Annotated in this window: 21 protein-coding genes, 1 tRNA gene and 2 rRNA genes (1 of these 24 running past the window's edge); 10 read left to right on the top strand and 14 right to left on the bottom strand. The window is 68.9% G+C overall.

Annotated features, from left to right (window positions below; all coding sequences use genetic code 11):
• The first annotated feature begins 5 nt into the window (after nt 1-5).
• Entirely contained in the window at nt 6-1,430 is a 1,425-nt protein-coding gene (locus O4N75_RS15890; RefSeq protein ID WP_269626453.1) for an amidase, read from the top strand.
• Nucleotides 1,431-1,482: 52 nt separating this feature from the next.
• The gene (locus O4N75_RS15895) at nt 1,483-1,815 is read left to right on the top strand and encodes a hypothetical protein (protein ID WP_183777139.1); all 333 of its coding nucleotides are present in this window, start codon (nt 1,483-1,485) and stop codon (nt 1,813-1,815) included.
• Between the two features lie 143 nt (nt 1,816-1,958).
• On the opposite strand, the gene O4N75_RS15900 is transcribed toward O4N75_RS15895, so the two are convergent.
• From O4N75_RS15900 to rlmJ, 5 genes are all read right to left on the bottom strand, one after another.
• A complete protein-coding gene (locus tag O4N75_RS15900; RefSeq protein ID WP_269626454.1) occupies nt 1,959-2,630 on the bottom strand; it encodes a cytochrome b/b6 domain-containing protein in 672 nt (223 codons plus the stop codon).
• 1 nt (nt 2,631) lies between these two features.
• On the bottom strand, nt 2,632-3,096 hold the full coding sequence (locus O4N75_RS15905) for a cytochrome c (protein ID WP_269626455.1): 465 nt from the start codon (nt 3,094-3,096) through the stop codon (nt 2,632-2,634).
• Nucleotides 3,097-3,195: 99 nt separating this feature from the next.
• Nucleotides 3,196-3,759, bottom strand: coding sequence for a sugar transferase (locus O4N75_RS15910; RefSeq protein WP_269626456.1), 564 nt, complete (start codon nt 3,757-3,759; stop codon nt 3,196-3,198).
• 196 nt (nt 3,760-3,955) lie between these two features.
• Nucleotides 3,956-4,369, bottom strand: coding sequence for a hypothetical protein (locus O4N75_RS15915; RefSeq protein WP_269626457.1), 414 nt, complete (start codon nt 4,367-4,369; stop codon nt 3,956-3,958).
• An 80-nt stretch (nt 4,370-4,449) separates the two neighbouring features.
• Entirely contained in the window at nt 4,450-5,271 is an 822-nt protein-coding gene (rlmJ, locus tag O4N75_RS15920) for a 23S rRNA (adenine(2030)-N(6))-methyltransferase RlmJ (protein ID WP_269626458.1), read from the bottom strand.
• A gap of 95 nt (nt 5,272-5,366) precedes the next feature.
• On the opposite strand from rlmJ, the gene O4N75_RS15925 reads away from it, so the two are divergent.
• The 4 genes from O4N75_RS15925 to O4N75_RS15940 all read left to right on the top strand — a co-directional run bounded on the left by O4N75_RS15925 (nt 5,367) and on the right by O4N75_RS15940 (nt 8,790).
• A complete protein-coding gene (locus tag O4N75_RS15925; RefSeq protein WP_269626459.1) occupies nt 5,367-6,386 on the top strand; it encodes a DNA topoisomerase IB in 1,020 nt (339 codons plus the stop codon).
• A gap of 71 nt (nt 6,387-6,457) precedes the next feature.
• The gene (locus O4N75_RS15930) at nt 6,458-7,675 is read left to right on the top strand and encodes an LLM class flavin-dependent oxidoreductase (RefSeq protein WP_269626460.1); all 1,218 of its coding nucleotides are present in this window, start codon (nt 6,458-6,460) and stop codon (nt 7,673-7,675) included.
• A gap of 1 nt (nt 7,676) precedes the next feature.
• Nucleotides 7,677-8,489 (top strand): arylamine N-acetyltransferase, encoded by an 813-nt coding sequence (locus O4N75_RS15935; protein WP_269626461.1) that lies wholly within the window; start codon nt 7,677-7,679, stop codon nt 8,487-8,489.
• Between the two features lie 91 nt (nt 8,490-8,580).
• Complete coding sequence (locus tag O4N75_RS15940; protein ID WP_269626462.1) at nt 8,581-8,790, top strand: hypothetical protein; 210 nt, start codon at nt 8,581-8,583, stop codon at nt 8,788-8,790.
• On the opposite strand, the gene O4N75_RS15945 is transcribed toward O4N75_RS15940, so the two are convergent.
• Together O4N75_RS15945 and O4N75_RS15950 are read right to left on the bottom strand one after the other, a co-directional pair.
• On the bottom strand, nt 8,787-9,767 hold the full coding sequence (locus tag O4N75_RS15945; protein WP_269626463.1) for an aldo/keto reductase: 981 nt from the start codon (nt 9,765-9,767) through the stop codon (nt 8,787-8,789). The two genes, O4N75_RS15940 and O4N75_RS15945, sit on opposite strands and share 4 nt — an antisense overlap.
• A gap of 66 nt (nt 9,768-9,833) precedes the next feature.
• Nucleotides 9,834-10,103: a hypothetical protein gene (locus O4N75_RS15950; RefSeq protein ID WP_269626464.1), complete on the bottom strand. Its 270-nt coding sequence runs from the start codon at nt 10,101-10,103 to the stop codon at nt 9,834-9,836.
• Nucleotides 10,104-10,427: 324 nt separating this feature from the next.
• On the opposite strand from O4N75_RS15950, the gene O4N75_RS15955 reads away from it, so the two are divergent.
• Entirely contained in the window at nt 10,428-10,703 is a 276-nt protein-coding gene (locus O4N75_RS15955; protein ID WP_267233152.1) for a hypothetical protein, read from the top strand.
• Nucleotides 10,704-10,760: 57 nt separating this feature from the next.
• On the opposite strand, the gene O4N75_RS15960 is transcribed toward O4N75_RS15955, so the two are convergent.
• Entirely contained in the window at nt 10,761-10,970 is a 210-nt protein-coding gene (locus O4N75_RS15960) for a YbdD/YjiX family protein (RefSeq protein ID WP_269626465.1), read from the bottom strand.
• Nucleotides 10,971-10,975: 5 nt separating this feature from the next.
• Nucleotides 10,976-13,033, bottom strand: a complete 2,058-nt coding sequence (locus O4N75_RS15965) for a carbon starvation CstA family protein (protein ID WP_269626466.1) — start codon at nt 13,031-13,033, stop codon at nt 10,976-10,978.
• A gap of 91 nt (nt 13,034-13,124) precedes the next feature.
• On the opposite strand from O4N75_RS15965, the gene O4N75_RS15970 reads away from it, so the two are divergent.
• Nucleotides 13,125-13,595, top strand: coding sequence for a hypothetical protein (locus O4N75_RS15970; RefSeq protein ID WP_269626467.1), 471 nt, complete (start codon nt 13,125-13,127; stop codon nt 13,593-13,595).
• Here the strand turns inward: O4N75_RS15970 and O4N75_RS15975 are convergent.
• A complete protein-coding gene (locus O4N75_RS15975) occupies nt 13,592-14,398 on the bottom strand; it encodes an acyl-CoA thioesterase domain-containing protein (RefSeq protein ID WP_269626468.1) in 807 nt (268 codons plus the stop codon). The two genes, O4N75_RS15970 and O4N75_RS15975, sit on opposite strands and share 4 nt — an antisense overlap.
• 47 nt (nt 14,399-14,445) lie before the next feature.
• Nucleotides 14,446-14,916: a hypothetical protein gene (locus O4N75_RS15980; RefSeq protein WP_267233148.1), complete on the bottom strand. Its 471-nt coding sequence runs from the start codon at nt 14,914-14,916 to the stop codon at nt 14,446-14,448.
• Nucleotides 14,917-15,102: 186 nt separating this feature from the next.
• Here O4N75_RS15980 and O4N75_RS15985 point away from each other — a divergent pair, with 186 nt between their 5' ends.
• Complete coding sequence (locus O4N75_RS15985; RefSeq protein ID WP_269626469.1) at nt 15,103-18,726, top strand: hypothetical protein; 3,624 nt, start codon at nt 15,103-15,105, stop codon at nt 18,724-18,726.
• A 257-nt stretch (nt 18,727-18,983) separates the two neighbouring features.
• Entirely contained in the window at nt 18,984-19,445 is a 462-nt protein-coding gene (locus tag O4N75_RS15990) for a hypothetical protein (protein WP_269626470.1), read from the top strand.
• 264 nt (nt 19,446-19,709) lie between these two features.
• On the opposite strand, the gene O4N75_RS15995 is transcribed toward O4N75_RS15990, so the two are convergent.
• From O4N75_RS15995 to O4N75_RS16005, 3 genes are all read right to left on the bottom strand, one after another.
• A tRNA-Met gene (locus O4N75_RS15995) sits at nt 19,710-19,786 on the bottom strand.
• A 50-nt stretch (nt 19,787-19,836) separates the two neighbouring features.
• A 5S ribosomal RNA gene (gene rrf, locus O4N75_RS16000) occupies nt 19,837-19,951 on the bottom strand.
• Nucleotides 19,952-20,020: 69 nt separating this feature from the next.
• Nucleotides 20,021-21,066: ribosomal RNA gene (locus tag O4N75_RS16005) — 23S ribosomal RNA — on the bottom strand (it continues 1,741 nt past the right edge of the window).

The raw sequence follows: 21,066 nt of genomic DNA on the forward strand, positions 1-21,066 counted from the left end.
GGAAGATGGACGATTTCTCCGAGCACGACGGCCTGTCGCTGGCCGCCCTGGTGGCCAAGGGCGAGGTGACGCCGCTGGAGCTGGTTGACGCGGCCATCGAGCGGATCGAGCGGCACAACCCGGCGCTGAACGCCGTGGTCCACAAGGCCTATGACGAGGCGCGCAAGGTTGCGCAGGGCCCCCTGCCCGACGGGCCGTTCAAAGGCGTGCCGTTCCTGATCAAGGACCTGGGCGTGCCGGTGGCCGGCTGGCCGCGGACCTATGGCAGCCGCTTCGCCGCCGGCTATGTGGACAAGGAGGACTGCGGCCTGACCCGGCGCTATCGCGAGGCCGGCGTCGTGCTGCTGGGCAAGACCAACACGCCCGAATACGGCATCACCGGCGTCACCGAGGGCGGCTATCTGGGCGCCTGCCGCAATCCCTGGAACCCGGACCACGTCTCGGGCGGGTCGTCCGGCGGCGCGGCCTCCGCGGTGGCGAGCGGCATGGTGCCGCTGGCCCACGCCAGCGACGGGCTCGGTTCGATCCGCATCCCGGCCGCCTGCTGCGGGCTGGTCGGCCTGAAGGTGACCCGCGATCGCAACCCGAACCTGCCGGACGGCGACAACTACGCCATGGGCTTTTCCGTCGACCATGTGGTGACGCGGACGGTGCGCGACAGCGCCGCCATGTTGGACGCCACCGGCCGCCCCGAGCCGGGCGCGCCGTTCGAAGCGCCGCACAAGGAGCGGCCCTACATGGAGGAGATCGAGCGCAGTCCCGGCCGCTTGCGCATCGCCTGGTCGTCGGAGACCCCGTCCGGCCGGCCGATCGATCCGCAGATCCAGGCGGCGCTGGAACGCACCGCGGCGCTGCTGAAGGGCCTGGGCCACGAGGTGGTCGAGAAGGGCCTGGGGATCGACTACCGCGCGCTCTACACCGCCCGCGGGCCGGTTTCGGGCGCCAACTTCGCGGCCAACATCGCCCGGCTGGCGGCCATGCTGGGGCGCGAGCCGCAGGAGCACGAGCTGGAGCCGCTGACCTGGGCGGCGCTGAAGAGCGGGCGCAAGGTGACCGGCGAGCAGGCGTTCCGCGGCTGGCAGGACCTGCGCGACCTGAACCGCAAGACGCTGATGTTCTTCGAGGACTACGACGTCTATCTCTGCCCGGTGCTGGGCACGCCGGTGCCGCCGGTCGGGCTGATCGACCCCGTGGCGGTCGACCCGCAGGAGCTGAACAAGCGCCAGAGCAAGGCCTTCCCCTACACCCCGCCGTTCAACTTCTCGGGCCAGCCGTCGCTGTCGCTGCCGCTGGAGATGGACGAGAACGGCCTGCCGATCGGGATGATGTTCACCGCCCGCTTCGCCGACGAGGCGACGCTGCTGCGGCTGGCCGCGCAACTTGAGAAGGAAGCGCCCTGGAAGGCCCGCCGCCCGGCGCTCTGGGGGTAGCAAGCCACGCGCCTCCCGCGGTAGCTTGGGGCCAGGATTCTAGGAGTATTCCATGAGCGACCGGATCGAACGGCCCTGGGCCCTGATGCGCCACCATGCGGGCTGGGCCGATGTCTTCCACATCGAGAACGAGACGGCCGACTCGATCACCGGCTTCTATCCCGACCGCGAGACGGTCGGCCCGCCGGTGAACTACAGCGTGCGTGCGGTGCTGGCCCGCTTCCCGACCATGGAAGCGGCCCGCGCGGCGCGCGAAGGCGCGGTGCTGGAATGGCGCAAGCACGACGCCGGCGTGCGCGAAGCCGAAGACAAGCTGCGCGCGGCCGAAAAGGCGCGTGAAGACGCCTGGCTGAACTGCCTGCGCGGCGCAGCCGACGGGAAGTAGGATCTGCGGGATGCTCCCCCGCTGGGGGAGCTGTCAGCCGTATGGCTGACTGAGGGGGACTTTGAAGCTCGCAAGAGCAGTCCCCCTCCGTCTCGGCGCTATGCGCCGATCCACCTCCCCCAGCGGGGGAGGAATTAAGCCCGTCAGAACCGCAGGCCCTTGGCGATCGCCCAGGCGACGCCCACCGCCAGCACCACGCCGAGCAGCAGCCGCCAGAGGGCCGCCGGGCGCAGGGCCTCGCCCTGGAACGGGCGCTTGCCGGTGACCATGGCGCCGATCAGGTTCTGGCGCTTCCACACCCAGTAGAACCCGATGGCGGCGATGTGCAGGGCGACCAGCGCCTGCAGAACGCGGAACACGGTCTCGTGCAGTTCGGCGGCCGCGCGGCTGGCCTCGAAACTGACCAGGTGCGACAGCGGGCCGGACTCCAGGCCGTCGAGGTCGCTGGCGAACAGGCCGAGACCGACCTGGACCAGCATCACCGCCAGCATGGCCAGCACGCTCCAGGCGCCGAGCGGGTTGTGGCCGGCCCCGTCGCTGGGGCTGCGGTCGCCGAGCGTGCGGGTGTAGGCGAGCGTCGCGGCGGGCCCGCGCAGGAAGTGCGCGAACCGGGCGGTCGAACCGCCGGCTACGCCCCACCACAGCCGGAAGACCAGCAGGCCGACGATCGCGTAGCCGGACCAGCGGTGCAGCTGCATGTTCTCGCCGGCCGAAAACCAGGAGACCAGCAACAGCACGACCAGGGACCAGTGGACGACCCGCGTCGGGACGTCCCAGAGCGGGCGCGGCGGGCCCGCTGCAGCGTCTGACGACATGCTATTTCTCGACGCGGTAGACGTCGTGGCAGGCCTTGCAGGTTCCGCCGGTGGCGCGGAACTGCGCCTTGATCGCCTCCACATCCCCGCCGGCAGCCACGGTCTGCAGCTTGCCCGCCTGGGTCTGGAAGTTGGCGGCGGCGGCGGCGAACTTGGCGTTGTCGGTCCAGATGTTGGGCTTGGCCTCGGTCTTGAAGCCGGCCTCCGGCCCCGAGCCCTTGGGGAACCACTTGGGCACCTGGGCCGCCTGGGCGTTCACCACCGCAGCGTTGGCGGCGATCAGCTTGGCGTCCGGCGAGCCCTTCTTGAGTTCGTCGCTGATCGCCTTGAAGGCGCCGCCGATTTTCTTGTAGCCGGCCTGGCGCGTAGCGATCGCGGTCTCGGCGGCGGTGGCGGCGATCGCGCCGGTGGCGCCGAGCGCCAGGACGAGCGCGACGACGAGGGGCTTGGCGGGTCGGAAGGGCATCGTCGAAACCTCTGCTGATGAACTGGGGCCAGAGTGGGCGCCCGGCCAGCGGGCGTCAATCAACGATGACCAGCGCTGATTGCGCGCGTGTTGCAGCCGTCAGTGACGCACGCCGCGCCCGGAAATCGCCGCGACGAGCGTGATGACGATGATCCGCACGTCGAAGATCAGGCCCTGGCGGGACAGATAGTCGGCATCGAGCCTGGCCTTGTCGGTGTTGGGCAGGTCGTCGCGGCCGTTGATCTGGGCCCAGCCGGTGACGCCCGGCCGCAGGGCCTCGACGCCGGCGGCGGTGCGCAGCGCCACCAGGTCGTCCTGGTTGAACAGGGCCGGCCGCGGGCCGACCAAGCTCATATCGCCGACCAGCACGCTCCACAGCTGCGGCAGTTCATCGAGGCTGGAGCGGCGCAGGAAGCGGCCCAGCGGCGTGATCCAGGCGTCGGGATCTGTGAGCAGGTGGGTCGCCACGTTCGGCGCGCCGGTCTTCATGGTGCGGAATTTCGGCATCTTGAAGAGGCGATTGTAGCGGCCGACCCGAGTGGACCAGTGCAGGGCCGGGCCGGGGCTGTCGGCGCGCACGGCCAGCGCGATCACCGCCATCACCGGGGCGAGCACGATCAGGCCGGCCAGGGCCGCCAGGATGTCGAAGGCCCGCTTGGCCACGCGCGCGTTCCCCTCGCCGTCTGCAACGGGTCAGGGATAGCCCGCTGCGGGCGCCCGCGCCAAGCGTCAGGCGACGCGTGTCTCGCCCCTGTCCCGGTTGGCTTGAATCAAGCCAACCGGGATGAGCAGAGTCGATTCTTTGATTTTAGAGCCCTTCTTATCCACTCACGATGATCCGTCGTGAGTGGAAAGGGCTCTAGGCGTCGGGCGACGGTTCGTCGGCGGGACGGGCCTTGGGGCGGAGCTTGGCGGTCGGCTCGGGCGGCGGCTCGTTCGCCGGGTCAAGCGTGGCGGCGGCGACGTCGGCGACGGTCTGCAGCGCCTGATCGACCATCGCCTCGGCGATCGCCGCGGCTTCGGCGACTTCGGCCGCCAGCTCGGGCGGCGCGGCGTCGGGCGCAGGCAGGACCGCTCCGCCGGCGGGCGAGGCCCCGAGCAGCGCCTCAAGATTGGTGCGATCAGTGAAGCGGGTCATCCACCAGTAGGCGAGACCGGCCGAGGCCGCCCCCGCGAACAGGAACCAGAGCGGCGAGGCCGCGCCGACCGGGATGTACAGGGCCTTCTGGGGATCGAGGGACACAGGCCCCTCTGCGAACACGGTGCGAGCCATGGGATACGCCTCCAAACAGCCAGGGTTTGTGCGATGCAGCAAACCCTAACCCGACTTCTCGCAGGCGCAAAATGAAGGTTTCAGGTCGTCCAGACCTGGGCCTTGCCGTTGTCGCCCAGCCGGCCGACGGTCCAATCGCAGACCTCGGCCAAGGTCGCCGCGAAGCCCTCCGGCGCGTTGGCCAGCACCAGGGCGCAGCCGTTCATCTTCATCGGATCGGTCAGCGGCCGCATGCGCGCCTCGGCGACCAGCAGCGGACCGTCATAGACGTCCTCGGCCTCGCGCAGGAAAGCGTCGAAGGTCTCCAGGTCCTTGAGCGGCATCCAGACCATCACCACCGCGGCAGGGTTCCTGGCGGTCAAGGCGCCGAGAGCGGCGGCGCAGCGTTCGTAGTCGTCGCTCTTTTCGAACGGGGGGTCGATGAGCACCAGAACGGCGCCCTGCCGCGGCATGCGGGCGGCGACCTCGACATAACCGTCGGCGCAGGCGGTCCTGGCCGCCGGCCAGCTGGCCAGGGTGTCGGAGAGGGCCGAATGCTCCTGGGGCCGCAGCTCGCAGCCCAGATAGGAGTCGCCCTTGCGCAGCGCGCCGGCGACCAGCAGCGGCGAACCCGGATAGAGGTTGGCCTCGGCCCCGCCGTTCAGCCGCACCACCGCCTGGCGCAGCGCCTGCAGGGCCGGCGGCAGGTCGGGCGCCTGCATCAGCTGGGCGACCCCGGCCCTCGCCTCGCCCGAGCGCTGTGCCTCCTCGCCGGTGAGGTCGTAGAGCCCGCGGCCGGCGTGGGTGTCGAACACCGCCAGCGGCTCCGGCGCGGCCTGGAGCCTGGCCACCAGGTCGAGCAGGGCGGCGTGCTTCACCAGATCGGCGAAGTTTCCGGCGTGGAAGGCGTGGCGATAGTTCAAGGCGACGTCCTTGCGAGGGAACCGGGCCGAGGGGGCCCCTGTTGTGAGCGACGGTGCTTCCTGCCACGTCCGGCCTGCATTGCCAAAGGCGCGCCATGCCCCGCGACACAGGTCCGCCGCCGGCCGGCGACCTTACCTATGTGAACGATCACGATCCGGGCCTATCGCGGACGATGGGTCCCGCGGGTTTCGCGTACCGCGACTCCCAGGGAGCGCCGGTGCGCGACAAGGCGACACTGAACCGGATCGCCGCGCTGGTGCTGCCTCCGGCCTGGACGAACGTCTGGATCTGCGCCTCGCCGCGCGGCCATATCCAGGCGACCGGCCGCGATGCGCGGGGCCGCAAGCAGTACCGCTACCACGATCTCTGGAGCCAAGCGCAGGCGGGCGAGAAGTTCGAGCGTCTGATCGCCTTCGGCCGCGCCCTGCCCAAGTTGCGCGCCCAGGTCGATCGCGACCTGCGCCGCCGGGGCCTGCCGCGCGAGAAGGTGCTGGCGGCGGTGGTGGCGCTGATGGAACTGACCCTGATCCGGGTCGGAAACAGCGAGTACGCCAAGACCAACAAGAGCTTCGGCCTGACCACCCTGCGCGACCGTCACGCCGAAATCACCGGCGGCGGGGCGGTGTTCGAGTTTCGCGGCAAGAGCGGCAAGGTCCATCGCACCGGCTTCCGCGACCGGCGCTTGGCGCGGATCGTCAAGGCCTGCCAGGACGTGCCCGGCCAGCGATTGTTCCAGTACGTCGACGACGCCGGCGCGCGGCGGGCGGTGGAGTCCAGCGACGTCAACGCCTACATCCGCGCGATCGTCGGCGAGGGCTTTTCGGCCAAGGACATCCGCACCTGGGCCGGTACGCTCTACACCGCCCGGGGCCTCGTCGAGCAGCCCCCCGCCAAGGACGCCGCCGAGGCCAGGCGCCGGGTCGCGACGGCGGTGAAGGCAGCCGCCACCCTACTCGGCAACACCGCCGCGGTGTGCCGCAGCTCCTACATCCATCCGCTGGTGTTGGAGGCCTACGAGCGAGGCGCCTTGCCGCTGAAGAAGGGCGCTTCGCCACGGGCCTTCGAGCTTGCGGTGCTGCGCTTTCTCGAAGCGGCGCAGGAGGCCGCGCGGTGACGGGGCGTCATACTGGCGCTGCCTGCAAATAGGGAGTTAGCCTCCGCTCAAACGGCCAAGGGAGGGCCATCATGCTCGGAAACAAGCTCCGCTTCGGGGCCTTCATCGCGCCGTTCCATCCGCTCGACGAGAACCCGACCCTGGCCATCCAGCGGGACCTGGAGCTGGTGCAGTGGATGGACCACCTGGGCTACGAAGAGGCCTGGATCGGCGAGCATCACTCGGCCGCCTACGAGCTGATCGCCAGCCCCGAAGTGTTCATCGCCGCGGCCGCCGAGCGCACCAAGCACATCCGGCTGGGCACCGGGGTCTCGTCCCTGCCCTATCACCACCCGATGATGCTGGCCGACCGCATCAACCAGCTCGACCACATGACCCGCGGCCGGGTGATGTTCGGAGTCGGCCCCGGGGCGCTGGTCTCGGACGCCTTCATGATGGGCATCCCGGTCGCCAAGCAGCGCGACCGCATGGACGAGGCGCTGGACGTGCTGGTCCCGTTGCTGCGCGGCGAGGAGGTCACCCACGAGAGCGATTGGTTCAGCCTGGTCAACGCCCGCCTGCAGATGACGCCCTATTCGCGGCCGTCGGTGGAGATCGCGGTCGCCAGCCAGGTCTCGCCGACCGGGGCGCGAGCCGCGGGCAAGCACGGCGCGGGGCTGCTGTCGCTGGGGGCGACCACCTCGGCCGGCTTCAATTCGCTGGCCGCCAACTGGGGCATCGCCGAGGACATCGCCAAGGAGAACGGCCAGACCATGGACCGCAGCCGCTGGCGGCTGGTCGGCCAGATGCATATCGCCGAGACCAAGGACAAGGCGATCGAGCAGGTCCGCTTCGGGCTGGAGAAGTGGATCTATTATTTCAAGGAGATCGCCAACCTGCCGATGGTGCCCGACGACTTCAAGGGCGACCCGGTGGAAGCCTATCTGGCGCTGGGCCAGGCGGTGGTGGGCACGCCCGACGATGCGATCGAGCGGCTGCAGCAGCTGGTCGACGAGAGCGGCGGCTTCGGGTGCTTCCTGCTGATGGCGCACAACTGGGCGCGCTGGGAGGACACCAAGCGCTCCTACGAGCTGATCGCGCGCTATGTCGTGCCGCACTTCCAGCAGCTGAACGTCAACCGGCAGGCCTCGATGGACTGGGTGCGCAGCAACAAGACCGAGTTCACCTCGCAGACCCGCGCGGCGGTGGGCGCCCGAATCGTCTCGCATATGATGGAAAAGGGCGCCGACAAGATCCGGCCCGAGATCGTGGCGATGATCCAGGGCGCCGCGCCGCCGGCCAAGGAGTAGCATGGACCTGCAGGCCTATCTCGACCGCATCGGGTTCGTCGGCGTCCCGCGCGTGGACGCCGCGACGCTGAAGGCGATGCAGCGCCTGCACCTGCGCGCGATCCCCTACGAGAACTTCGACGTCCAGCTGGGCCGGACGATGACGCTCGATCCGCAGGCGGCCTTCGACAAGATGGTCCGCCAGCGGCGCGGCGGCTGGTGCTACGAGATGAACGGCTTGCTCGGCGCGATGCTGCGCGAGGTCGGCTTCGAGGTGACCGAGATGGCCGGGGCCGTGCTGCGCGGCGAGCGCGGGCCGGCCTCGCACGCCAACCATCTGGTGCTGCGCGTCGACCTGGACCGGCCCTACATCGCCGACGTCGGGTTCGGCGACGCGCTGCTGGAGGCCATGCCGCTGGAGTTCGGGCCGCACCACTGCGCCGGCTTCGACTTCTCGTTCGAGGCGCTCGACGACGGCTGGCTGCGGTTCCACAACCACCCGCACGGCGGCGCGGCCTACTACGACTTCCGCAACGAGCCGGCCGACCGCGAGGAACTGGCCGCCATGTGCCGTTGGCTGAGCACTGCGCCGGACTCGGTGTTCACCCAGACCGCCTTCGCCTTCCGCCATGAGCCCGGCGGGGTCGCCGTGCTGCGGGGCCGCACGTTCAACTTCATCCGCCCCGGCGAGAAGACCATGCAGATCATTGATTCAGCGGATGAATTTTCAAGCATCCTGCGTGCTCGCTTCGAACTTGACGTTCCGCAGGCGCGCGACCTGTGGCCCGCCGTCTGCGCCCGTCACGAGGAGCTGTTCGGGGCGCTGACGGCCTAACGGTTCCCTACCGGGACGGTCATAAAAGCGTGCCTGGACATCCTATGGATGCGCGGTCAAATCCGCCCAGGGGGAATCCAGGAGAGACGCGATGACCGACCTTTCCCTGCCGCCCTCCGTCACCGTCAGCCCCACCATCGTCGGCGTATCCGTGCTGACGGACGATGGGGTGACGGTCCAGGTCAGCCTGCCCCGGCCGCGCGGACTGCACGACCTGCCGATCGAAGAGGTCGCCGACCGCGCCCGGCGGATGGCGCAGGACGCCCTGCGGGCGGCGGCGACCAGCCTCGGCGCGAACTAGCCCTCGGTGTCCACCGACGCCTGCATCGCCGGCGCATAGCGCGGGCCGGTCACGGTCTGCGGGTTCACCAATTCCTCGACCTTGGCCATCACGTCGGCCGACAACGAGACCGCGGCGGCGGCGGCGTTCTCGCGCATGTGGTCCGGATTGGTAGTGCCCGGGATCGGCACCAGGGTCTCGTCCTTGGCCAGCAGCCAGGCCAGGCACAGCTGGGCCGGGGTGCAGCCGGCCTCGCGCGCCAGGGCGGCGAACCCCTCGAACATCTTGAGGTTGGCGGCGAAGGCCTCGCCCTGGAAGCGGGGCATCGCCTTGCGGAAGTCGCCATCCTCCAGCGCCGCGGCGTCAGGCACCCCGCCGGCCAGGAAACCGCGGCCGACCGGGCTGAACGCCACGAAGGTCACGCCCAGTTCGCGGCAGGCCTCGAGCACCGCGATCTCGGGATTACGGGTCCAGGGCGAGTACTCGGTCTGCAGGGCGGTGATCGGATGGACGGCATGGGCGCGACGCAGGGTCGGGGCCGAGACCTCCGACAGGCCGATGGCGCGGATCTTCCCCTCCTTGACCAGGTCGGCCAGGGCGCCGACGCTGTCCTCGATGGGCACGCGCTTGTCCCAACGGTGCAGGTAATAGAGGTCGATGACGTCGGTCTGCAGCCGGCGCAGGCTGCCCTCGCAGGTGGCCTTCAGGACGTCCGGATGACCGTTGAGCTCGCGCTGATCGCCGTTGGTCAGGCCGCACTTCGAGGCCAGAACATAGTCGCTGCGCCGGTCCTTCAGCACCTCGCCGACCAGCATCTCGTTATGGCCGACGCCGTAGACCGCAGCGGTGTCGAGGAAGGTGTAGCCGGCGTCGAGGGCGCCTTTCAGCACCCGCTCGGCCTGCTCGCGCGGCGGCGGCGAGCCGTAGGCGTGCGAGAGGCTCATGCAGCCCAGCCCGATGGCCGAGACGTCGAATTCGCCCAGTTTGCGCTGGTCCATGCCGTTCTCCCGTTCCCTACTTGTTGGGTGGGAGAAGGCGTCAGACGCGGAGCGCGGTCAACCGCCTTACGGCGTGACGTTCATCTTGATGACGATGCGACCGGGATTGGCGAGGGCGAAGGCCTCGGGAACCTCGACCTGGGCGGCCAGCTTCACCGCTTCGGCGGCCGGCGCGCCGTCGGCGTCCAGCGCCTTGCAATCGGTGAGGTTTGCGCCGCTGACCTGGCAATCGACCAGCACCGCCTGCTCGGCGGGCGGCGCGACCGGGGCCGCGGCGGGCGCCGGGGCGTAGGTGGTCGAGATCACGGCGGCGGCGGCGAGAACGGACAGGAACATGGGACCTCGGCGTTAACGAAGGTTACTCAATGGTGAAGCCCCGCCGATGGCAAGTGTTTCATTTCGGGGCCGTCGGGGTTGTCCACCGCAATCGGCGTGCCCGAACCGCGCCTCGCGCTCCCCCTGCCGCAATCCCGGGCGCCGGCGCCCACCGCGATTGCATCGCACAACTGCGCTACTGCACCGCAGCAAATCCGCTTGAAACCTTGTCCTTCAAAGGGCAGGAACATGGCTAGGCGAAACGGTCACGCGAGAATTTGAACCGTCGCCAAAGGAAACGTCGGGAGGTGGTTGGTCCCAACCCCTTTCCGGGAACTCGTGATTATGATCCGTACTCTTGCTCTGACCGCCGTGGCCGTGTTCGCCATCACCGCTCCCGCTCAAGCCGCTTCGATCAGCGTTCCGCTGGCCGGCAAGAGCCAAGCCCAAGTCGAAGCCGATGTGGCCAAGGCCGCGCGCAACGTCTGCTTCCGCGCCACCCGCAACGAAACCCTGGCGCTCGACGCCTATTCGCGCTGCGTGAAGGCGACCGTGAAGGTCAGCCTGGACACCTACGCCACGGCTCAGGCCCCGACCAATTCGGCCCTGGCCGCGCGCTAAGCGCCCTCTCCAAGTTCTGTGTAGCAAAGGCCGGCGGAGACGCCGGCCTTTCGCTTTTCAGCAGCAGCGAAAGCCGCCGCGAGCCCCGGCGCCGTAGCGGGCGTCCTGACGGTCGCGGAAAAACTCCGCCCGGCTCATCGGGGCCTGATCGGGATGGGTGCGGGCCATGTGCTCGACATAGGTCTCGTAGTTCGGCACCCCGACCATCAGGCGCGCGCCGTCGCAGACGCACTGGGCGAAACGGGCGAAGGGGTTGGGCGAGGCCATGCCCCCTACTCCGCCGGAATGGCGTCGGGATTGATCTCCCGCGCCGTCCAGCCGTCGGCCCGATAGGCCTTCAGGCAGGCGCCGATCCCGAACCAGATCATGCTCAGCACCACCGCGATGAAGACCGCGCAGAGCGCCGCGTCGATGCGGTCGTTCCAGACGATCTTGGTCATGTCGGCCATGCTCTTGGCCGGGGCCAGCACCTGGCCGGCGGCCAGCGCGTCGCCGTACTTCCGCGCATGCGAAAGGAAACCGACGGCCGGGTCGGGCGACAGCAGCTTCTGGAAGCCGGCCGTCAGGGTGCAGATGCACAGCCACACCGCCGGGATGATGGTCACGAACGCGTAGCGGTGCCGCTTCATCTTGAAGATCACCACCGTCGCCATGATCAGCGCGATCGCGGCCAGCATCTGGTTGGAGATGCCGAACAGCGGCCAGAGGGTGTTCACCCCGCCGAGCGGGTCAGTGACGCCTTGGTGCAGAAAGAAGCCCCAGGCCGCGACGCAGAGACCAGTGGCCGTCAGGTTCGCCGTCCATGACGAGGTGTCCTTGAACTTCGGGATGAAGGTCCCGAGCAGGTCCTGCAGCATGAAGCGGCCAGCCCGGGTGCCGGCGTCCACGGCGGTGAGGATGAACAGCGCCTCGAACAGGATGGCGAAGTGGTACCAGAAGGCCATCATCGCCTTGCCGCCCAGCACGTGGGAGAAGATGTGCGCCATGCCGACGGCGAGCGTCGGGGCGCCGCCGGCGCGCGAGATGATGGTGGTCTCGCCAAAGTCCTTGGCGGTCTGCTCGATGAGTTCGGCGCTGATCGGATGGCCCATGGCGCCGACCGCGGCTGATGCGCTCTCGGCGGTGGTTCCCACCACCGCGGCCGGGCTGTTCATCGTGAAGTAGACGCCGGGGTCGAGGATCGAGGCGGCGATGATCGCCATGATCGCCACGAAGCTTTCCATCAGCATGCCGCCGTAGCCGATGAAGCGGGCGTTGACCTCGTTGTCGATCAGCTTGGGCGTGGTGCCCGAGGAGATCAGGGCATGGAAGCCGGAGACCGCGCCGCAGGCGATAGTGATGAACAGGAACGGGAACAGCGTGCCCGACCAGACCGGGCCGCCGCCGGCGGCGAACTGGGTGACGGCCGGCATCTGCAGCTCGGGCCGCATGATGACGATGCCGATGGCCAGGGCCAGGATCGCGCCGATCTTGAGGAAGGTCGACAGGTAGTCGCGCGGCGCCAGCAGCAGCCAGACCGGCAGCACCGCGGCGACCGCGCCGTAGCCGATCAGGATCCACGACAGCTGAATGCCGGTCAGGGTGAACATCCCCGCCAGCTGCGGCGAGGCCGCGACCCACTGACCGCCGACGATGGCCAGGATCAGCATCACAAAGCCGAAGATCGACACCTCGGCGATGCGGCCGGGCCGAATGAAACGCATGTAGACGCCCATGGCGATGGCGATCGGCACGGTGGCGGCGACGGTGAACGTGCCCCAGGGGCTCGATGTCAGGGCCTTGACCACGATCAGGGCCAGCACCGCCAGGATGATGACCATGATCATGAAGGCGCCGAACAGCGCGATGACGCCGGGGATCGGCCCCAGCTCCTCGCGGATCAGTTCACCGAGCGACTTGCCGTCGCGGCGCATGGAGATGACCAGCACCAGGAAGTCCTGGACCGCCCCGGCCAGCACCACCCCGGTCAGGATCCAGAGCACGCCCGGCAGATAGCCCATCTGGGCGGCGAGCACGGGCCCGACCAGCGGTCCAGCCCCGGCGATGGCCGCGAAATGGTGGCCGAACAGCACGTACTTGTCGGTCGGGACGTAATCGAGGCCGTCGTTGCGGGTGACCGCCGGCGTCGCCCGCGCCGGGTCCAGGCGCATGACCCGCTGGGCGATGTAGAGGCTGTAATAGCGGTAGGCGACCAGGTAGACGCAGATCGCCGCGGTGAGGATCCAGAGCGCGTTGACGCTCTCGCCACGGGAGGTGGCCAGAACGCCCAGCGCGCCGGCGCCTATGGCGGCCAGCAAGGCCCAGGGCCCGTGTTTGCGCACCACTTCCATTCCGCCGTCTCCTCCCCTGCCGCGCCCGCACTCGGCGCCCGCCTAGCTACAACCGATTGAGCCATCGCGTGAACCTCTCTAGGAGGCGCATATGACAATGCCGCAGATCGCCGGGCCGCTGGCGGCCGCGCTGGACGTCGTCGCCGAGGGCTGCGCGGACCTGGCCGATCCCTGGTGGGTGTTCGGCAGCGCCGGCATGGCGCTGGTCGGCGTCCCAGGCCTGACGCCGCCCGACGTCGACCTGATCGTCAGCGAACGCGACGCGCGCCGGCTGCTGGACCGCTGGAACACCGCGCCGCACGCGGCGGCGGCCTCGCCGCTGTTCCGGTCCGCCATCTTCGCCAAGGCGCAGGTCGCCGCCCTGCCGATCGAGATCATGGCCGGCTTCGAAGCGTATTCCGACGGCGCCTGGGCGCCGGTGCTCCCGGCCACGCGTCAGGCGCTCGATTGGCAGGGCCGGCGCCTGTTTACGCCGAGCGCGGCCGAACAGGCCGCGATCTGCCGCCGCTTCGGCCGGCCCAAGGATCTGGCGCGGATCGCCCTGCTTGAGGCCCTGATCTAGTCGCGCACCCGCACGATCAGCGACTGGCTGGCGGTGGCCATCAGTTCGCCGTCCTGGGCGAACAGATACATCGCGCCATGGCCGAAGCCGCCATGCACGCCGGTGATGCGGATGTCGCACAGCACCCACTCGGTCGCCACGATGCGCCGATAGCGGATGGTGTTGTCGAGGCTGTTGCCGCCGGCGCTGAGGCCGAGCGCATTGCCGACCGCGCCAGGAATGAAGTCGGCCATGATCGCCAGCATGCCAGCGTCGATCGCCACGCCCTCGCGCGGCCGGATCCACAACAGCAGGCGTCCGTCCTCGCCGCCATCGCTGACCTCGGTGCCGCCGTAGCTTCCCTTGGCGACGCGCACTTCGATGCGGCTATGCAGGTCATCACCGCCGCCGCGCCAGTGATCGGCCGGCTCGCAGTCATCCGGCGGCGCCACCTCCGGCATGGTGAGCCACTGGCGCGAGATGTCGCTGGGCCGCGAGCCGAGGGCGGCGTTGACGGTCAGGATCTCCTTGTCGCCGACATGGCTGATGACGCGGGCCTGGCTGTTGTACTTGCCCGCGGCCGGCACCCAGACGTCCAGGTCTACGATGCTGGGCGGACGCGCGTAGGACAGGTACTGCGCCGTGGCCCAGATCACCGGCCGCTCGCAGGTCCGCTCCAGGGCGGTGATCGCCGAGGCCATGCCGACGCCGCCGAACATGAAGAGATTGTCCCGCGAGCCGACACAGACCGCCGGGGTCAGCGGTAGGTACCAGCGATGCGGATTGTGGGTGGCTTGCAGGTCGAAGAATTGGGGCGCGCTCATGGCGCACTCCATGAGAGCACCGGGGCGTCAGCGCAAGCCCGTTGCGATCACCGCGACGCCGCGGCCGCCTCGGCCTCGTTGCGCAAGCGCCGGTCCGCCTCCTGCATGAGCGATTCCGTCGACTGGTTGCGCGCTTCGCGGGCGCGGATCTCGTCGACCAGCCGTTGGTCGGCGTTCTGACCGTGCAGCGCATAGAGGAAGGCGCCGAACCCACCGACCGCAGCGGCGGTCAACACCAGGGCGGCGATGGCTGCGATGCCTGTCCAGGCCTTGGACTGCTGTCCGGGAGGGGCCGGCTTCAGATAGGCCGCGCCGATGAACACGACGCCGGCCAGGAAGGTCGCGCAGCCGCCGGTGTGGATCATCGCCCGTTGGCCGACCAGGTCGACATTGGCCACCACGCTGGGCGCCAGGCCGATCAGGCGGTTGCCCTCGGTCAGCTGGGAGACCTCGATCGTACCGGCGAAAACGACCTGGGCCAGGCCCAGGATGGCGAGAATCCATCCGGCGATGATCATGAAACGCTCCCACGCAGCAGTCCGCCCGCGAATCCCGCAAGCCATGAAAGTCTACGCTGTGAGCAACAGATTGCGGCGAGGAAAGGACGCCGCAGGGCGAGGGCGCCCACATTGAGCGCCGCCAGGTTGTGAGACCCAGGAGCCGCTGCCTAAGCTTGAGCGACGATTCGAACGCGCCAGACGACGATGGGCATCTCGCAGCTTTCCCCCTCCCAGATCGGCGCGCTTCCCGTCTCCACCTTCGAGGCCTTGACGACCGACGAGCTCAAAAGCCTGAGCGCGACCCAGGTCGGCGCCATTCCCGCCGCAGGACTCTCAGCGCTGAACGGCGAACAGGTCGCCTCGCTGTCGGCGGCGCAGATCAAGGGGGTCACGGCCGCGCAGCTCAAGGGGCTGGCTGCGGCCGACATGGCGGAGTTCACCCCCGCCCAGCTGCTGGCGTTTTCCAGCGCCCAGCTCAACGCCCTGTCGAGCGCCAATTTCGCCGCGCTTTCGCAGGATCAGGTCGACGTCCTCTCTCGCGCGCAGGTGCAGTCCTTGTCGCCGACGATGCTGGCGGCCCTGGGCGTCTCCGACATCAACGAGTTCAATGCGGCGCAGATCGGCGCCCTGACCAGCAGCCAGCTGCGCGCCCTGTCGGAGCTGCATATCGCGGGTCTGTCGACGTCGCGGCTGGACGGGCTGAGCGGCCAGCAGATGAGCGCCCTGACCGCCCGGCAGTTGGCGGCGCTGACCGCCGAGCAGTTCGCCAGCCTCGACGGCGTCCAGGCGCTGGGCATATCTCCCGTCCAGATCAAGCTGCTCTCTGCCGCCGACTTCGCCAAGGTCACCACCGAGCAGGTCCATAGCTTCAGTGCGGCCCAGATCGGCGCAATCAACGCCGGTGGCCTGTCGACGCTGACCCCCGACGAGATCGCAGGACTGTCGGCCGCGCAGATCAAGGGCCTGACCCCGGCCCAGATCAAGGCGATGTCAGTCGAGCAACTGACTGTCTTCACGGCCGAGCAATTCGCGGCGTTCTCGGCGCCGCAGATCGGGGCGTTTTCGCCCGCGGCGCTAAACGCCTTGCCGCCCGACCGGGTCGCCGGACTGTCAGGCGCGCAGATCAGGGGGCTGACCGGGCCGCAGATTGCGGGCCTGGACGCAGCGCACCTGGCGGCGCTGAGGCCGGAGCAGATCGGGGCGCTGAGCTGGACGCAGACCGGCGTCATCAGCCCGACGCAGCTCGCCGCGTTCACCACCGGCCAGATCGGCGGCCTGACCGCCGCGCAGGTCAGCGGCCTGACCGGCACCCACCTGGCGGCGCTGTCGCCGAACCAGGTCGGGGCGTTGACGCCGGCCCAGCTGTCGGGACTGACCGCCCGCCAGATAGCACAGCTGCCGCGCGCCACCTTTGACAGTTTCAGTTCGGCCCAGGTGCTGGCCCTCAGCCCCGCACAGCTCGGGGCGCTGAGCGCCGACAACATCACCTCCCTGACCCTGGACGAGGCGGCCGGCCTGAGCACGTCCCAGGTCCGCGGCCTGACCAGGGGCCAGCTGACGGCCGTGGACGAAACCTTCATCGCGGCCTGGAGCAGCGACCAGCGGCTGAGCCTGACCGGCGGCCAGCTCAGCGCGCTGTCGCCGGCCAAGCTGGCGCTGTTCAGCGGGGCCGAGTTCGCCGCCCTATCCAAGCCCCAGCTCCAGGGCCTTACGCCCGCCCAGGTGGCCTCATTGCCGGCCGCCGCCTTCATCGCCCTGACCAGTCCCCAGGTTCTGGCGTTCAGCCCCGGCCAGCTCGCCGCGCTGAGCCTGCCGAATACCGCCTCGCTGACGCCGGCCGAGATCGCCGGCTTCACGCCCCAGCAGATCGCCGCCCTCACCCCGGCGCAGATCGGCGCCCTGGGCGAGGAGCACACGGCCGCCCTCTCGCCGAGCCAGGCCCGGACGCTGTCAGCCGCCCAGATCGCGGCGCTCAGCCCCGCCAAACTCGGCGCGATTCCAGCCGTCAGCCTGGCCGCGCTGTCGGCCTCGCAGGTCCGCTCGATCTCCGCATCGAACTTTGCCGGGCTGGACGCCGCCGTGCTCGCCAAGTTCACGGGCGCGCAGATCGGGGCGTTGAGCACGGGCCAGCTCGGCGCGCTGTCACAGGCGCAGGTGAGCTCGCTGTCGGAGACCCAGCTTGACGGAATGACCGCCGGCCAGCTCGGCGCGCTCTCGACCGAAGGTCTGGCCGCGCTCACCGCATCGCAGATCGCCTCGCTGAACGTCACTCAGGTCAAGGGCTTGACCACCGGCCAGCTCTCGGCCCTGGCCCCGGCAGACTTCGCCGAACTGCAGCCGGCCCATCTGCTCGCCCTCAGCGGCGCGCAGCTCGGGGCGCTCAGTGTCGAGAACTTCCTTTCCCTGCCTCCCCATGTGCTGAGCGCGCTGAACGCCACGCAATTGCGCGGCCTGAGCGCCGCGCAGATCGCCGCCCTGCCGCCATCAAGCTTCGCGGCGCTCGGCCCGGTCCAACGGCTAGCGCTCACCCCGTCGCAGATCGGCGCCCTGAGCCTGGCCTCGACCGCCGAGCTTGCGGCGGCCGAGGTCGGCGGTCTGTCGGCAGCCCAGATCGGGGGCCTGCGCAACGAACAGCTCGCGACGCTGAGCGCCCACCTGCCCGCCTTCACCCCGGCCCAGATCGCCGGCCTGACCGCCGCCCAGCTAAGCAGCCTGACGCCTGAGCAGATCGCCGGGTTCTCGGCCACGCAGGTCGGCGGCCTGACCGCCCAGCAGATCGGCGGCATGTCGGCGCAAGCCTATTCAGCCCTGACCCAGGAGCAGGTCGCGGCGCTGAAGGCCACGCAGTTGTCTGGGCTCGGCGCGACCCGCATGGGCGACCTGAGCGCCGAGGACTTCGACGAATTCAGCGCCGACCAGATCGTGTCCTTCAGCGCCGGGCAGCTGGCGGGCCTCAGCCTGCGCAACATCACCTCGCTGACCGACGATGAGCTCGCACGGCTGAGCCGCCAACAGGTGGCGGGCCTGACGCCGGCGCAGGTCGCCGCCTTCGCCCCGGCCCAGTTCGACGTCTTCGCGCTGGGCCAGGTGCAGGTGATGACCCCCGCCCAGATCGGAGCGCTCGATCCGGACCTGCTCTCGGCCATCGCGCCCGAGAGCCTGCGCAAGCTGGGGGCGCTGCAGATCAGCGGCCTGACGGCCGGCCAGCTGTCGTCATTGACGGGCGATGACCTGCGCAAGTTCGCCGCCATGCAGGTCGGCCGCTTCTCGACCGCCCAACTCAACGCGCTCAGCCCGGCGCAGGTCGCGGCGTTCGACCCCGAGCAGGTCGCCGGCCTCGCCGCCGCCCAGATCTCGGGACTTTCGCCCGCCAACCTGCGGGCCCTGACGTCCGCCCAGCTCGGCGCGCTGTCGAACGCTCAGCTGGCGGGCCTGTCGGGCGAGCAGATCGGCGTCCTGACCCTCGATCAGTTCCAGGCGCTGAGTGCGAGCCAGGTCGGCGGCCTCAGCGCCGCGCAGATCGGCGGCCTGCCGCTCGCCAAGGTCGCGCAGCTGACGGCGCAGGACCTGGGGGAGTTCGGGGCGGCGCAGTTCCGCGCGCTGGCGCCGGCCCAGATCGCCGCCCTTCCCCCGGCGGTGATCGGCGCGCTGACGCCGCAGCAGGGCGCAATGTTCGAGATCGGCCAGGTCGCCGCGCTGACCGGGGCCCAGCTCGCCGAGTTGCCGGCGGCGGCGATCGGGGCGATGAGCCCCTGGGTGCGCGAGGCCTTCACCGCAAGCCAGATCGCGGCGTTGAGTCAGGCCCAGCGCGACGCGCTGCTGGGCTGACCGCTCCCTCTCTACGGCCGGCCAGCGCTTCTGGCGCTCCGAGATGATGCGGGCGCCAAGTCCGCCTCGCAGACAGCGTCGGGCCGCGGCGGTCCCATATCGCGCCGGCCGAGAATGTTACCCACAGGGGGCGGGGGCCCAGCCCGGCTCGGGATTCAACCTGATGGCGCCGCGCGGCCACCTGCGGTCGAATGTCCGCGGGGATAACTAACGCCGCAAGCCCAATGCCGGCCGCAGCCGTCGCGGAGACGTGCCGAATGACCAGACTATCGCACCTCAGCCTGCCCCTCCTTGTGTCCGCCGCGCTCATCAGCGCCTGCACGCCGCAGCCCACGCCCAACAGCTACAGGCGCACGGAGACAATGCGGCCGCAGTCGGTGGAACTGGGTACGCTGCAGAGCATCCGCCCAGTGAACATCCGACCGGGAGAGACGCGCCTGGGCATGGGCACGGGCGCCATTCTCGGCGGAATCGCCGGCAGCCAGATCGGCGGCGGCACGGCGGCGAACGTCGCCGGCGGAGTGGCCGGCGCGGTGGCTGGCGGGGCTCTGGGGAGCGCGCTGCAAGGTTCGCAGAGCACCGCCGGCCTGGAGCTGACCGTCGAGCTGGACTCCGGCCGCACGATCGCCATCGTCCAACCCGGCGGGCCGAACGATTTCCGGATCGGCGATCGCGTCCGGGTCATCGGCAACGGCGAGAATACGCGGGTCACCCGTTAGGCTTGGCGGCGACATCCCGGCCGAACGATCCAAGCCGCCGCGCTGTGCGCTGGCGCCAGGCGCGGGCTCGCCTTCGGTATGACGACGCGAAACCTCGATGCGCCGCACCCAGAACGCGATCGCGAGTTTTCTGCAGCACCTTGGTGGCGTGGAGCGTGGTCGGGCGGTGAAGCTATCGATGCCGGACTGGCCAGATATGGGGGCGTGAGTTGGGTCTCGGACACGAAGAAGCCCCCGAGCGAGAGCTTGGGGGCTTGAAAAGCTTGGGTGCGGGGACAGGATTTGAACCTGTGACCTTCAGGTTATGAGCCTGACGAGCTACCGGGCTGCTCCACCCCGCGTCAGGGTGTGATTGTGTATTGAAGGGTTTTGGACTGCATCCGTTTGGTAGACCTGGCGGCGACCTACTCTCCCGCGCCTTAAGACGAAGTACCATTGGCCCAGAGAGGCTTAACGACCGAGTTCGGGATGGGATCGGGTGGGGACCTCTCGGTATAACCACCAGGTCAACGAAACGGATGCGTTGAAAAGAGAAGACATCACACAAAGCGCGTTAGTCATGAGTTTGACTAAGAACGATCAAGCCTATCGAGCGATTAGTACCAGTAAGCTGCATGCGTCGCCGCACTTCCACACCTGGCCTATCAACGTGGTGGTCTACCACGGCTCTCGGCGAAGCCTTGTTTTGAGGTTAGTTTCCCGCTTAGATGCTTTCAGCGGTTATCTATTCCACACTTAGCTACCCTGCTGCACAGCTGGCGCCATGACAGGTCCACCAGAGGTGTGTCCATCCCGGTCCTCTCGTACTAGGGACAGATCCTCTCAAGCTTCGTACACCCACGGCAGATAGGGACCAAACTGTCTCACGACGTTCTGAACCCAGCTCACGTACCACTTTAATCGGCGAACAGCCGAACCCTTGGGACCTGCTCCAGCCCCAGGATGTGATGAGCCGACATCGAGGTGCCAAACTTTGCCGTCGCTGTGGACGCTTGGGCAAAATCAGCCTGTTATCCCTAGAGTACCTTTTATTCGTTGAGCGATGGCCCTTCCACGCAGAACCACCGGATCACTATGGCCGACTTTCGTCTCTGCTCGACTTGTCAGTCTCGCAGTCAGGCGGGCTTATGCCATTGCACTCGTCGAGCGATTTCCGACCGCTCTGAGCCCACCATCGCGCGCCTCCGTTACACTTTGGGAGGCGACCGCCCCAGTCAAACTGCCCGCCACGCCATGTCCCGGACCCGGATAACGGGCCGCGGTTAGACGTCAGCGACAACAAGGGTGGTATTTCAAGGATGGCTCCACCGGAACTGGCGCCCCGGTTTCATAGCCTCCCACCTATCCTACACATGTTGCCGCTAACGCCAAGGCGAAGCTGCAGTAAAGGTTCATAGGGTCTTTCCGTCTGACCGCGGGAACCCCGCATCTTCACGGGGAATTCAATTTCGCTGAGCCTATGCTGGAGACAGTGGGGAAGTCGTTACGCCATTCGTGCAGGTCGGAACTTACCCGACAAGGAATTTCGCTACCTTAGGACCGTTATAGTTACGGCCGCCGTTTACCGGGGCTTCAATTCGGAGCTTGCACCCCTCCTTTTAACCTTCCGGCACCGGGCAGG

The sequence above is a fragment of the Phenylobacterium sp. NIBR 498073 genome, from assembly GCF_027286305.1.
GTDB lineage: Bacteria > Pseudomonadota > Alphaproteobacteria > Caulobacterales > Caulobacteraceae > Phenylobacterium.

Bases quoted from the DNA above. Each gene is read 5' to 3' on its own strand.
- O4N75_RS15955 (WP_267233152.1), top strand. From the start codon at position 10,428: ATGATCCGTACTCTTGCTCTGACCGCCGTGGCCGTGTTCGCCATCACC.
- O4N75_RS15965 (WP_269626466.1), bottom strand. From the start codon at position 13,033: ATGGAAGTGGTGCGCAAACACGGGCCCTGGGCCTTGCTGGCCGCCATA.
- O4N75_RS15945 (WP_269626463.1), bottom strand. From the start codon at position 9,767: ATGGACCAGCGCAAACTGGGCGAATTCGACGTCTCGGCCATCGGGCTG.
- O4N75_RS15895 (WP_183777139.1), top strand. From the start codon at position 1,483: ATGAGCGACCGGATCGAACGGCCCTGGGCCCTGATGCGCCACCATGCG.
- O4N75_RS15905 (WP_269626455.1), bottom strand. From the start codon at position 3,096: ATGCCCTTCCGACCCGCCAAGCCCCTCGTCGTCGCGCTCGTCCTGGCG.
- O4N75_RS15975 (WP_269626468.1), bottom strand. From the start codon at position 14,398: ATGAGCGCGCCCCAATTCTTCGACCTGCAAGCCACCCACAATCCGCAT.
- O4N75_RS15970 (WP_269626467.1), top strand. From the start codon at position 13,125: ATGACAATGCCGCAGATCGCCGGGCCGCTGGCGGCCGCGCTGGACGTC.
- O4N75_RS15925 (WP_269626459.1), top strand. From the start codon at position 5,367: ATGCCCCGCGACACAGGTCCGCCGCCGGCCGGCGACCTTACCTATGTG.
- O4N75_RS15950 (WP_269626464.1), bottom strand. From the start codon at position 10,103: ATGTTCCTGTCCGTTCTCGCCGCCGCCGCCGTGATCTCGACCACCTAC.
- O4N75_RS15985 (WP_269626469.1), top strand. From the start codon at position 15,103: ATGGGCATCTCGCAGCTTTCCCCCTCCCAGATCGGCGCGCTTCCCGTC.
- O4N75_RS15940 (WP_269626462.1), top strand. From the start codon at position 8,581: ATGACCGACCTTTCCCTGCCGCCCTCCGTCACCGTCAGCCCCACCATC.
- O4N75_RS15980 (WP_267233148.1), bottom strand. From the start codon at position 14,916: ATGATCATCGCCGGATGGATTCTCGCCATCCTGGGCCTGGCCCAGGTC.
- O4N75_RS15990 (WP_269626470.1), top strand. From the start codon at position 18,984: ATGACCAGACTATCGCACCTCAGCCTGCCCCTCCTTGTGTCCGCCGCG.
- O4N75_RS15915 (WP_269626457.1), bottom strand. From the start codon at position 4,369: ATGGCTCGCACCGTGTTCGCAGAGGGGCCTGTGTCCCTCGATCCCCAG.
- O4N75_RS15960 (WP_269626465.1), bottom strand. From the start codon at position 10,970: ATGGCCTCGCCCAACCCCTTCGCCCGTTTCGCCCAGTGCGTCTGCGAC.
- O4N75_RS15900 (WP_269626454.1), bottom strand. From the start codon at position 2,630: ATGTCGTCAGACGCTGCAGCGGGCCCGCCGCGCCCGCTCTGGGACGTC.
- O4N75_RS15935 (WP_269626461.1), top strand. From the start codon at position 7,677: ATGGACCTGCAGGCCTATCTCGACCGCATCGGGTTCGTCGGCGTCCCG.
- O4N75_RS15930 (WP_269626460.1), top strand. From the start codon at position 6,458: ATGCTCGGAAACAAGCTCCGCTTCGGGGCCTTCATCGCGCCGTTCCAT.
- O4N75_RS15890 (WP_269626453.1), top strand. From the start codon at position 6: ATGGACGATTTCTCCGAGCACGACGGCCTGTCGCTGGCCGCCCTGGTG.